This window comes from Flavobacterium terrisoli (assembly GCF_030167905.1).
Taxonomy (GTDB): Bacteria; Bacteroidota; Bacteroidia; order Flavobacteriales; family Flavobacteriaceae; genus Flavobacterium; species Flavobacterium terrisoli.
The window spans coordinates 228,976-242,146 of the sequence record NZ_JARGNA010000005.1; the positions used below are offsets into that span (position 1 = coordinate 228,976).

At 38.9% G+C, this 13,171-nt stretch carries 9 protein-coding genes; 4 read left to right on the plus strand and 5 right to left on the minus strand.

Annotated elements, in window-relative coordinates:
• Positions 1-3 precede the first annotated feature (3 nt).
• Positions 4-1,026, minus strand: coding sequence for a tRNA (adenosine(37)-N6)-threonylcarbamoyltransferase complex transferase subunit TsaD (gene tsaD / locus P1K33_RS08645; RefSeq protein WP_284652547.1), 1,023 nt, complete (start codon positions 1,024-1,026; stop codon positions 4-6).
• 149 nt (positions 1,027-1,175) lie between these two features.
• On the opposite strand from tsaD, the gene P1K33_RS08650 reads away from it, so the two are divergent.
• The 4 genes from P1K33_RS08650 to P1K33_RS08665 all read left to right on the plus strand — a co-directional run bounded on the left by P1K33_RS08650 (position 1,176) and on the right by P1K33_RS08665 (position 8,871).
• Entirely contained in the window at positions 1,176-5,660 is a 4,485-nt protein-coding gene (locus P1K33_RS08650; RefSeq protein WP_284652548.1) for a translocation/assembly module TamB domain-containing protein, read from the plus strand.
• 142 nt (positions 5,661-5,802) lie between these two features.
• The gene (gene pfkA / locus P1K33_RS08655; protein WP_284652549.1) at positions 5,803-6,789 is read left to right on the plus strand and encodes a 6-phosphofructokinase; all 987 of its coding nucleotides are present in this window, start codon (positions 5,803-5,805) and stop codon (positions 6,787-6,789) included.
• 86 nt (positions 6,790-6,875) lie between these two features.
• The gene (gene gap / locus P1K33_RS08660) at positions 6,876-7,886 is read left to right on the plus strand and encodes a type I glyceraldehyde-3-phosphate dehydrogenase (protein ID WP_284652550.1); all 1,011 of its coding nucleotides are present in this window, start codon (positions 6,876-6,878) and stop codon (positions 7,884-7,886) included.
• A 133-nt stretch (positions 7,887-8,019) separates the two neighbouring features.
• On the plus strand, positions 8,020-8,871 hold the full coding sequence (locus tag P1K33_RS08665) for a BadF/BadG/BcrA/BcrD ATPase family protein (protein WP_284652551.1): 852 nt from the start codon (positions 8,020-8,022) through the stop codon (positions 8,869-8,871).
• A gap of 82 nt (positions 8,872-8,953) precedes the next feature.
• Here the strand turns inward: P1K33_RS08665 and P1K33_RS08670 are convergent, their stop codons facing one another.
• From P1K33_RS08670 to P1K33_RS08685, 4 genes are all read right to left on the minus strand, one after another.
• Positions 8,954-9,214, minus strand: coding sequence for a hypothetical protein (locus P1K33_RS08670; protein WP_284652552.1), 261 nt, complete (start codon positions 9,212-9,214; stop codon positions 8,954-8,956).
• Positions 9,215-9,308: 94 nt separating this feature from the next.
• On the minus strand, positions 9,309-10,079 hold the full coding sequence (locus P1K33_RS08675) for a T9SS type A sorting domain-containing protein (protein ID WP_284652553.1): 771 nt from the start codon (positions 10,077-10,079) through the stop codon (positions 9,309-9,311).
• 9 nt (positions 10,080-10,088) lie between these two features.
• A complete protein-coding gene (locus tag P1K33_RS08680) occupies positions 10,089-10,472 on the minus strand; it encodes a RidA family protein (protein ID WP_284652554.1) in 384 nt (127 codons plus the stop codon).
• A 16-nt stretch (positions 10,473-10,488) separates the two neighbouring features.
• Positions 10,489-13,107, minus strand: coding sequence for a putative LPS assembly protein LptD (locus tag P1K33_RS08685; protein WP_284652555.1), 2,619 nt, complete (start codon positions 13,105-13,107; stop codon positions 10,489-10,491).
• Between the last annotated feature and the right edge of the window lie 64 nt (positions 13,108-13,171).

Here is a 13,171-nt window from a genome sequence, read left to right on the forward strand (position 1 = left end):
GGCTTAAAATTCGATTCGCGCTTTGGAAACCACAGACGAATCTGTGAATTTGTCGTGTAAATATTTCTGATAACCTACGATGCCAATCATCGCGGCATTGTCGGTGGTGTATTCAAATTTCGGTATAAAAGTTTTCCAACCATATTTTCCTTCGGCTGCTTTCAAAGTGGTTCTGATTCCGGTATTGGCCGAAACACCACCGCCAATGGCAATTTGCTTGATTCCGGTTTCAGCGACAGCCAATTTCAATTTGTCCATCAAAATTTCGATGATGGTATGTTGTACCGAAGCACAAATGTCATGTTTGTTTTCCTCAATAAAATTTGGGTTTTCCAAGACATTCTTCTGAACAAAATAAAGTATCTGTGTTTTTAAACCCGAAAAACTGAAGTCCAGGCCATCCACTTTTGGTTTGGTGAACTGGTATTTTTTTGGATTGCCTTCTTTGGCAAATTGGTCTATTAATGGTCCGCCCGGATAAGGGAAACCTAATATTTTAGCAGTTTTGTCAAAAGCTTCTCCAACCGCGTCATCTGTGGTTTCGCCAATGATTTCCATGTTGAAAAAGTCGTTCACTTTTACAATTTGGGTATGGCCACCGGAAATCGTCAGCGCCAAGAAAGGAAAGGTTGGTTTGTCAAAACCTTCTTCGTCAATAAAATGCGCCAAAATATGAGCATGCATGTGATTTACGGCAATCAACGGAATGTCCAATGCCATCGATAAAGATTTGGCAAAAGACGAACCGACCAATAGCGAACCCATCAAGCCCGGACCTTGCGTAAACGCTATGGCAGAAAGCTGTTCTTTGGTGACGTTGGCTTTCTTCAAAGCGACATCAATCACCGGAACGATGTTTTGCTGGTGCGCACGCGAAGCCAATTCAGGAACGACACCACCATATTCTTCATGGATGCTTTGTCGGGCAACGACATTGGAAAGTACTTTGTCTGAGCGCAAAACAGCAGCAGCTGTATCGTCGCACGAACTTTCAATAGCCAGAATAAAAACTTCCTCAGGATGCATAAAAGGCACAAATTTTGATTTATATTTGACAAGCCTACAAAAAGTCAAAAATAAAAATTTTTTGCAAAGGTAATTTTCTTTCCTAAGTCACACACCATTTGGAAAAAAATAAAAAAAATAGCAAGTTAAAAAGAGTCAGAAAGTTTGTTTTGCGCACCATAGCGGTGTTGCTATTGCTTTTGCTATTGACTGTTATTTCACTTTCATTACCTTACGTACAGACTAAAATTGCCCATTATGCGACTGATAGGCTAAACGAAGATTATGGTACCAACATCAACATCGACCAAGTAGCCATTACTTTTTTTGGCGGTGTTAAACTGAAAACCGTCCTCGTTTTAGACCATCATAATGATACTTTGATTTATTCAGACCGTATTAAAACCAGCATATTAGATTTTAAAAACTTGGTTGATGGCAAATTGAAGTTTGGCGATTTGCGATTTGACAGTTTGACTTTAAACATTGTCAATTACAAAAAAGAAAAAGAAACCAATTTAGATTTGTTTATCGCAGCTTTCGATGATGGTAAAAAAGGTTCGGGAAAATTTTTGATGACTTCTTCCAATGTGTATGTTAAGGATTCTCATTTTACGATGATGGATTATAACAGAACAAATCCCAAAGATGTTGATTTTACCAAACTCAATGCCCATCTAAAGAATTTCAGAATACAAGGGCCAAATGTAATGGCCAATATCGCCGAAATGTCTTTTAAAGACCACAGAGGTTTGTTTGTAAAAGAACTGACTTCGGATTTCACTTACACCAAGAAAAACATCAACCTTGAAAACCTCCGACTTGAAACCGATGAATCCTCTCTGAAAGGAAAGGTTTTGCTCTCGTATAGCAGAGAAAATAAAGATTTCAGCGACTTTAATAACAAAGTTGTGTTTGATGTTGAGCTTGACAGCGCCACTTTGTCCACCAATGATATCCGTTATTTTTATGCAGAATTAGGCAAAAACAAAAAGTTCTTTTTGAAAACCAAAGTCAGAGGAACACTCAACGATTTTTATGCGACCAATCTTTATTTGAGAGATGATAAGAATTCCATTATCAAAGGGGATGTGAATTTTAAAAACCTGTTTCCAAGAAGTCCGGCTGCTTTTTACATGAAAGGTGATTTTGATAAAATCACTTCTAATTACACCGATTTGACGAAGCTTTTGCCCAATATACTTGGTAAAAAACTGCCAACTTCTTTGAGCAAATTAGGCCAATTCAATTTTGTGGGAACTGCCGAAGTAACCCAAAAGTTTATCAATGCCAATTTTGTGATGAACACGGCTTTAGGTCTTGTAGAATCTGATTTAAGCATGTCAGAAATCAATAATATTGACAACGCCAGATACAAAGGATATGTCATATTGGACAATTTTGATGTTGGCGCCATGATTAATGACAAAACCATTGGTAAGGTAAGCCTCGATTTGGATGTGGACGGAAAAGGATTTACCCAAAAATACCTCAATACCTCTTTTGTAGGTGATATTTATAAAGTGTATTATAATGGTTATAACTACAGTGAAATTATAGTCGATGGTTCGTTCAAACAGCCCATCTTTAAAGGAAAATTTATCGCCAACGATCCGAATTTGTTCATGGATTTTGACGGTACGGTTGATTTGTCCAAAAAGGAAAATGTGTATGATTTCCATTCTAAAATCGATTACGCCAATTTAGTAGCACTTAATTTTATCAAAGATTCCATTTCGGTTTTCAAAGGTGATATAGTGGTCAAAGCCACCGGAAATTCGTTTGATAATCTCCAAGGGAATTTGGTCATGACCAATGCTTCCTATCAAAATAAAAAAGACATTTACTTTTTGGATTATCTTGAAGCCAATTCAACTTTTGACAGTGCCGGAGAACGGGCTATAACCATCAATTCCCCTGATGCGGTTAATGGTTCGGTTGTTGGTAAATACAAATTCAATCAGGTGCAAAAAATGGTGGAGAACTCGTTGGGTACTTTTTATTCGAATTATAAGCCCAATAAAGTTCTGCCCAACCAGTATTTGAAGTTCAACTTTGCCATCAACAGTAAGATCATTGAGATTTTCAATCCCGAAATTACTTTGGCGCCCAATACACTTTTAAAAGGAAACATAGGTTCGGATACCGAGAATTTCAACCTGAATTTCAGTTCGCCCAAAATCAACGCCTACAACAATACGTTTGACAATGTATTGGTTCAGGTAGACAATAAAAATCCGCTGTATAATGCCTATGTGCAAATGGATTCCATCAAAACGAAGCACTATAAGATTAGGGATTTCAGTATGATTAATACGGTTTCCAATGATACGCTGCGTTTCAGAACGGAGTTTCGCGGTGGCAATAAAGGACTGGATTTTTACAATCTGAATTTTTACCACACCATCAATGCTGACAATAATAATGTGGTTGGTTTTGACAAATCGGAGTTGCAATTCAAGGATTATTTGTGGTATCTGAATGAGAAAGAAGATCCAATGGCCAGCAGGATTGTCTTTGACAAAAAGCTAAAAAACTTTTCTTTTGAAAATTTAATGGTTTCCCACGAGAACCAAAGCATCAACTTTGTTGGTGTCATCAAGGAAAGCCTGACGAAGGATTTACAACTCACGTTTAACAATGTCAATCTGAATAAGGTCACGCCCGATGTGGAGAAATTCAGGTTTGACGGAAACCTGAACGGAAAAGTAAACTTCAAGCAAAGCAGTACGGCTTTCCAGCCAACGTCTGAGTTGAGGATAGAGAAATTATCGGTTAACGATTTGGCTTTGGGTGACTTAAATCTGAACATTGAAGGCGATGAGACGCTGAGAAAGTTCCATATTGCGTCCAATCTGGAAAACGAGAACGTAGATGCTTTCACCGCTGACGGTAATATCGAAATAGTAGACAATCAGACTTTCCTGGATGTGGATTTGAATTTTGATAAATTTAATTTAGGCGTTTTGCGAAAAATTGGTGGCGACGTGATTACCAATATCCGTGGTTTTGCCACCGGAAATGCCCGGATAGATGGCAACATCAATAGTTTGGACTATAACGGCCGATTGTATATCAACGAGGCCGGATTGACCATTCCATATCTTAATACCGATTATGAATTTGTCAATAATTCGATTGTTGATGTCACCGAAAACAAATTTATCATCAGGGAAACGACCATAAAAGATACTGAGTTTGACACCAAAGGATCTTTGAGCGGTTATATCAAGCACAAGCAATTTGGGGATTGGCAATTGGATTTGGCCATCAATTCAGACCGACTTTTGGCTTTGAATACCAAAGACCATGAAGATGCGGCTTATTACGGAAAAGCTTTTATGGATGGCTCGGCTTCGATTACCGGACCAACCGACGCTTTGATGATCAGGGTGAATGCTGAATCCGCCAAAGGAACCGATATCAAGATTCCTATCAATGATGCTGAATCTATTACAGAGAACAGTTCTATCCACTTTTTGACACAACTAGAGAAAGACAATGCCAACCGACCAAAGTTTGTACAGGAAAAGAGATTTAACGGACTCGAATTGGATTTCAATTTTGAGATCAACAAAAATGCAGACATCGAGGTAATTCTCGACAGGGATTCCGGACACGGAATGAAAGGAAGAGGTTATGGTACGCTCTTGTTCAGGATTAATACACTCGGAAAATTTGAAATGTTTGGAGATTTTATCGCTTTGGAAGGTTCGTATAACTTCAAGTATGGCGGTCTGATTGATAAAAAGTTTGATGTAAAAAAAGGCGGATCCATCAACTGGCAGGGCGATCCTATGGCAGCAACGCTGAATTTGGAAGCCGTTTATAAAACCACAGCCAACCCGGCGGTTCTGATTGACAATCCATCGTTCAATAAAAAAGTGGACGTTGAAGTGGTCATAGCCGTGAAAGGAAACCTGGCGAATCCGGAACCCGATTTCAATATCAATTTCCCAACTGTTGGTAGTTCGCTTAAATCGGAAATACAATACCAGTTAGATGACAAGGACAAACGCCAAACGCAGGCTTTGTATTTGCTTTCTACGGGTAGTTTCTTGAGTCAGGAAGGTGTTGACCAAAATCAGTTGTCTAACAATTTATACGAAAAGGCGAGTAGCCTTTTCAAAGATATTTTTTCGAGTGAAGGCGATAAAATCTCTTTTGCACCTGAGTATGTTGTTGCCGACAGATTACAAACCGGTCAGCAATCTGATGCGAGAGTAAATGTAAATGTATCTTCCAAAATCAATGACCGTATTACCGTGAATGGAAAAGTCGGAGTTCCGGTTGGCGGGATTTCCGAAACCGCGATTGTAGGTGATGTGGAAGTACAATACAGGGTTAATGAAGACGGAACGCTTAACCTGAGAGTATTCAATAAGGAAAATGATATTACCTATATTGGTCAGGGAATCGGCTATACTCAAGGAATCGGGATGTCTTATGAGGTTGACTTTGATACGATGAAAGAGTTGATCAATAAGATCTTTAAAAATGCCAAAATAGACAGGGCCAAAACCGAAAACCATGACGACCATGATTCTGATATGCTTCCAAACGATGTCAAAATGAGAGGTAAAAAAGACTCAGAAAAAGACAAGAAAAAATCGGATCCTGTCCAAAATAAAGAAGCTGCTCCCGCAGAGGATTAAGCTTTGACTTCCTTATCCTGTCTGTGATAATTAAAAACTTATCAACGAAAACGATTGAATTTCATCTATTTTATTAATATATTAATAATATGGACGAAAAACTACTTCATCTTTGCTAATTTTACATTTTAATCCAAGAAAAATGTCTAAAAGCATAAAAAAAATTGGCGTACTAACTTCTGGTGGAGATTCTCCCGGAATGAATGCCGCCATCCGTTCTGTGGTCAGAACATGTGCCTATCACCATATTGAGTGTATAGGGATTTACAGAGGTTATCAGGGAATGATTGAAGGCGATTTTAAGGAAATGGGTCCGCGTAGTGTAAACAATATTGTAAACAAAGGCGGAACGATTTTGAAATCAGCCCGTTCTAAAGAATTCATGACGCCTGAAGGCCGAAAAAAAGCCCATCAAAATTTAGTGAATGCAGGCGTTGATGCCTTAGTAGTCATCGGCGGAGATGGTTCTTTTACCGGTGCCGAAGTCTTTAATGATGAATATGGTTTTCCGGTAATGGGAATTCCGGGTACGATTGATAATGATATTTTTGGTACAAGCCACACTTTAGGGTATGATACCGCTTTAAATACCGTAGTGGAAGTAATCGATAAAATCCGTGATACTGCGAGTTCGCATAACCGATTGTTCTTTGTGGAAGTTATGGGAAGAGATGCCGGGCACATTGCTTTGAATGCCGGAATTGGTGCAGGAGCAGAGGAAATCCTTATTCCTGAAGAAGATTTAGGTTTGGAGCGCTTATTAGATTCCTTAAAGAAAAGCAAGGCTTCAGGAAAATCATCCAGTATTGTTGTGATTGCCGAAGGCGATAAAATAGGAAAGAACGTATTCGAACTCAAAGATTACGTGGAAGCCAACTTACCTGAATATGACGTTCGTGTTTCTGTTTTAGGTCATATGCAGCGCGGTGGTGCACCTTCTTGTTTTGACCGTGTTTTAGCGTCAAGATTAGGGGTAAAAGCAGTGGAATCTTTATTGGAAGGCAAAACCAATTTTATGGTTGGACTATTGTCTGATAAAGTAGCCTTAACGCCATTGGAACAAGCCATCAAAGGACGTTCAGAAATTGACAGGGAATTGTTGAGAGTATCAGATATCATGACCACATAAAAAGTGTATTCGGTTATTTTGTTATTCGGTAATTCGATAACAAATAACCAAATCAACATATTAACAAATTAACAAGTAAAAGAAAAATGTCAAAAGTAAAATTAGGAATTAACGGTTTCGGTAGAATTGGTAGAATTGTTTTTAGAGAAACCTTTAATCGAGATAATGTAGAAGTTGTAGCCATCAACGATTTATTAGATGTTGACCATTTGGCTTATTTATTAAAATACGATTCAGTTCACGGTCGTTTCAACGGAAAAGTTGAAGTAAAAGACGGCAAATTATATGTAAACGACAAATTCATCAGAGTGACGGCCGAAAGAGATCCAAAATTGGTGAAATGGGATGACAAGGATGTTGATGTTGATGTAGTTGCAGAATGTACAGGTTTCTTTACCACAATTGATACTGCAAAAGCACACCTAGATGGTGGAGCCAAAAAAGTAATCATTTCAGCGCCATCCGCTGATGCTCCGATGTTTGTAATGGGAGTGAACCATACGGAGGCTAAAGCTACGGATACTGTAGTGTCTAACGCTTCTTGTACAACCAACTGTTTGGCGCCATTGGCCAAAGTAATCAACGACAATTTCGGAATTGTGGAAGGTTTAATGACCACGGTTCACGCCACGACTTCAACGCAAATGACGGCTGACGGTCCATCAAGAAAAGACTGGAGAGGCGGACGTGCAGCCAGTGTAAATATCATTCCATCTTCTACCGGTGCGGCGAAAGCAGTAGGAAAAGTGATTCCTGCCTTGAACGGAAAATTAACCGGTATGTCTTTCCGTGTGCCAACGGTTGACGTTTCTGTAGTTGATTTAACGGTAAAGGTGGCCAAAGAAACTTCGTATGAAGAAATCATGGCGGTATTGAAAAAAGCCTCTGAAAATGAACTAAAAGGGATTTTAGGATTTACAGAAGATGACGTAGTGTCCCAAGACTTCGTGGGTGATTCAAGAACGTCTATTATTGATGCTAAAGCCGGAATCGGTTTGAACTCAACGTTCTTCAAATTGGTTTCCTGGTATGATAACGAATATGGTTATTCAAGTAAATTAATCGATTTGTCAGTTCACATTGCAAACTTAAAATAAGAACATAGAGAATAGAGTAAAGAGAATAGATTAAAATCTGAATCTTTACTCTATTTTTGTTTCAAACAAACTAACCAATAGTAAAAAGTAATTATCTGTATTCTTTTTTCTATTTTCCATACTCTAAAAATATATGAAATTATTAGTTGATAGTGGTTCTACCAAAGCCGATTGGATAGCGATTGATGACAACGGAAAAGTGCTTTTTACCACACAAACTTTAGGCCTCAACCCTGAAGTATTAGACAAAGATGCGGTGATTGAACGTCTTAACGATAAATTTGATATCGAGCACAACAAAGACAAAGCCACACACCTGTTCTTTTATGGCGCCGGTTGCGGTACCGACAGAATGAAAATTTTCCTGACCAAAGTGTTTGAAGAGTATTTCAAAAACGCAGTGGTTTCGGTGCATGAAGATACTTATGCAGCAGTTTACGCTACAACACCAAAAGACGAGCAAGCGATTGTTTGTATTTTAGGAACCGGTTCGAATTGCAGTTATTTTGACGGTAAAGTGTTGCACCAAAAAGTGCAATCGTTAGGCTATATCGCCATGGATGACGGTTCCGGAAATCGTTTCGGAAGACATTTGATTCGTGGGTATTATTTTAACAATATGCCTAAGGAATTGGCCAAAGAATTCGAAGAAGAATACAACCTGGATGCCGATTATATCAAAGCTAATTTGTATAAAGAAGACAATCCGAATGCGTACTTAGCGACTTTTGCCAAGTTTATCATCAAACACAAAGACAATGAGTTTTGCAAAAAAATCATCAAAAAAGAATTGAAATCTTTTGTCAAAAACTACATCATGCAGTTTGACAATTGCAAAGAAGTTCCGGTGCATTTCGTAGGTTCGATTGCGTTTTATCTGAAAGAGGAGTTGGAGCAAATCTTAGCCAAATACGATATCAAAATAGGCAACGTACTCCGCAGGCCAATCGATGGACTGATAGCGTACCACATTTTAAATAAATAATAAAAAAACCTAACAGCGATGTTGGGTTTTTTGTTTTTCAACGGTGTGTTTTTATAATGACTAATAAAACCAACAGCGATTTTTATTCTGATTTTCGGGAGGCTAATTCCCGTTGCATTTCTTTTTGCAGGATTTTATTATTAGCCGAATTTCTAACGATGACATAGGTCAAGAGTAAGGGAAAGAAGGTAAAAAAGCCAAGACCGTTTTTCGCCGCACTGTAAATTACAATTCCAATGGTGAACCCAACAATGGCTGCATCAATTATTGCATTGGTTTTCAATGTTTTTATTTTCTGCATAAGTTCCTGATCGCTAAATCCAGTCAGGTTTTCGGGTTTCATTTTTTCAGTTTTTTATAATTACTCAAATATAAAAAAAATCCTTCATCGTTTTACACAATAAAGGATTTCATTAAAATCGGGTAGTGGTGTATTGTTATTGCTGAACTACAATTTTCTTGTAAACCGAGCTATTTTCAGTGTCGAATTTAACAAAATAGATGCCGTTTGCGATTGTGCCAATGTTGATTGTATTTGATTGGATTGTAGGTGTGGTAACTTGTTTACCGCTTAAATCATAAAGAGAAACCGTTGAGACCACAACATTGGATACAAAAGTAAGGGTGCCGTTGGTCACCGGATTTGGATATATCGTTAGGGAAACAGTGCTAATCTCATTCAGCGACAGATTGTTTACAGTATCCTTCAGGTTGATAGTACCGTCATTGTCATCGTCATCATCCATCAAATTCAGGTTGTTGTTGGTGTCTTCGGCTGCGTTCGTGATACCGTCTCCATCCATATCCTGATTGAAAGGAACCGGTACTAAATAAACATTGATATTGGTATTAAGTGGCCAATAGCATGGAGGTTGTGGTTCAAACATTGGACCACTGCCTGAATAAGTAGCCACAACAAAGTGATCTTCATTGGCCGTAACGTTGGTGTACTGCAAAGGCAAAACAGGGCCAAATAAGTCCTGAAAAGTTAAATTATAGCCCGAAGAGCTCACACCGTAAATATTTTCCAATCTTGGTCTTTGTACGTTTGTGATGTAATAATCCATGTCAAAAGTGGCATGACCATCATTGTCTGTGTCGAGGGCATACACATAATCAGCTCCCGGCGGCGGCGGAGTACCACCACATTGGCCGTTACTCTTTACCATACAGCATATCGAAAAGAAAAGAAGTAGTTTTATTTTCATTTTATCTAATTAAGATTTAATCGCCGTCATCGAAATCTCGACATTGACGCCTTTGGGCAAACCTGCTACCTGAACCGTTTCCCTCGCCGGAGCCGTAGCTTCGTCAAAATAAGAGGCATAAACCGAATTGATTCGAGCAAAATCGCCCATATTCATGATAAAGATAGTCGTTTTAACCACATGGTCAAATGTCATATCTGCTGCTTCAAGAACCGCTTTCATATTTTCCATGACTTGTCTGGTTTCGGTTTCGATATCATCTAAAACCAATTCCATGGTGACCGGATTCAAAGCAATCTGTCCCGAAGTGTATAATGTATTGCCTACTAAAACCGCTTGATTATAAGGTCCAATCGGGGCTGGTGCTTTGTCTGTAAAGATTATTTTTTTCATCAGTATTCTTTTTCTATTATCTCAAACTTCTGTCGGGAAGTGAACGTTTATCCCATTTGATATCGCTCAACACACCCGATTTGATTCCAATAAAGAATCCCCAATAGGCATTGTCGCCAAAAGGAACCCAGTTGAAATCCATTCGCCAGCTCAACAAATCACGCTCAAAACGGAACTGTGTAAACGTTACGCCGTTCTGTACAAAGTCATAACCGGTTGAAACTCCAATTTTCCACTTCGGCGTCAAATCGGTATTCATCGAAATCATAACGGTATTTCCGGTGATTTTCTGCTCGCGGTTTCTGTTGGAGTAGGTTAAGGAATAAGCCAAAGTCATGTCCCATGGCAATTCATATTTGAAAAACTCCGTAGGTTTTTCTTTTTCGCCTTCCCCATCTACTGCAAACTGGCTTTGTCGTCGGTCACTCAAATCGGTATTGGTTCCGAATAAATCATCTTCACGGCCACCATTTCGCTTGCCCTGTTCATTTTTCTTGTCCTCATCGCCATCTTTGCTCGAGAAAGAATAATTCAGCGTCATATTGGCACTGGTCATTCTGAACAAACTTCCGCCGTTATCAATGTTCCAGGTATTGATTCTGCCACCGCTGTTGTTTATCGCATAAGGGTCAAGCGTAGTGGCAAAGTTGATATTCATTTTTTCCTTGAACAATAAGGTTCCACCGCTAACGCGCAATGGTTCCCATCGCAATGAATCGGCAGTCATATCATAACTGGTTCTGAAATTCAAACTGTTTAATAATTTGATTTTCTTTGGTTCTGTCTTGGTCGAATCTTTGTCGGTTACTTTGGCCTCAAAGGAGTTGGACAAATCGAATGACATGATATTTGACATCGTTTTGCCCGGTGCACCAAAAATACCGCCTTCAAAACGCGTATAATCTTTGACCATAGCACCACTGCCATTAGGATCATAAGTATCATAATAGTTGGAAAAACTCGGCGTATAGGCATAACTGATTGTTGGTCTCATGACATGTCTGATGCCCTGAATTTTCTTCTTGTCGCCAAAATTAAATGTTCCGTAAATGGTCGTTCCCAAACTGGCATTGAAATTATAGGTTCTAAAAGCATCAAAGCCCTGAACATCAGTATCGATTACCTGGTTTAGAGTGGCGTCATATTGTTTTTTGATGGTCTTTAAATACCAAACCTCATTATAATTTACCGCTGTTGAAGCGCTGAAGTATTTGAAGATTTTAAAATTGGTCGTCAACGGAACGCTGTGTTGGAAACCAACCTTAGCCGCTTTAAACATCTCCGATTTGAAGAAGAGCGAATCGGTTGTCTGAATCCTGTTTTCGCCTTTTAGGTTATACTGAAAGTTGATATTTTTAAAAAAACCTTTTTTGATTCCGTCTTTTGGGGCAAACGGATACATTCTGTCAACACTCAACTGCAGCGTAGGCAGTGTCATGCTGATTTGCTCAGTATTGGTGTTTTGCGAATGCGTTGCCGTCAGGGAAAAGTTAACCTGTGGTGTCGAATTGAATGTTTTTGAATAGGAAATCGAAGAACTAAGAGAGTTGTTCAGCCCCGAACTCACATTCGACTGGTTAAGCGATTGACGGAAGTACTGGCTGCTTCCTAAGTTTACCGAGGCAGAGAATCGCGAGTTGGGATTTGATTTGCCGTCTTTCTGGTGCGACCATTGGATGTTATAGTTATTGGCTCTGGAATAATCGGGATAACCTCTTTCACTTTGAATCAGGTTTTCAAAACGGATGTTGACATTTCCCGAGAATTTATAGCGTTTGGCATAAGAAGATTCAAAGCGCATACCGTAACTTCCATTGGTATAATAATCGCCCAAAACCGCCAGATCATAGTTGTCACTCAAGGCAAAATAATAACCTCCGTTTTGCAACGAAAAACCTCGGGTATTACTGTCGGTGTAGGTTGGAATAATCAAACCGGATTTTGCTTTTTCCGACATCGGAAAGAAAGCAAACGGTAAAGATAAAGGCGTTGGCACATCGGCAATGACCATATGGGTGAAACCAACAACCACTTTTTTTCCGGGAACAAATTTTACTTTGTTGGTATAAAAATAATATTCCGGGTCTTCGATGTCTTTGGCAGTGGTAAAACGTGCACCTTTCATAAAATAAACGGAGTCATTTTCCTTTTTGGTCACTTCAGATTTAAAATTCATTTCGCCTTGCTGGCTTCTCGAATTCCAAACCAATGCTTTTTTGGTTTTGAGGTTAAATCGAATCGAATCGGGTTCAACCACATTGGCACCTTGTTTAAAAACAGGTCTTTGGGTATATTTTCCGGTAGAATCCTTAATTCTTCCGGCATAAACTTCACTTTTTTGGTAATCAATGACAATGATGCCCGACTTCAGTTCCATGTCCTGATAATACACTTCCGCCTGATTGTAGAGCGTGATGAGCTTTTTCTTTTGGTCTAATTTTTCGTAATCGACCGCTTTTCTTTTGATTTTAGCTTCCAACAAAGGCTTTTTTGGCTTTATGCTGTCGACCTTGGAAGAATCAATCACTTTGGTCAAATCCTTAAGCTCAACTTTAGTGCTATCTGGCTGGTTTTTAGAAGGAAGCAGAATGCTTTTTTGAGGTATCTCTTGTGAATATATTTTTACGTTTCCCAATGTTAGGAAAATTGTTAAAAAAACGATATTAAATAAGTTTCTTTGCAAAGGTTTAATGCTATTT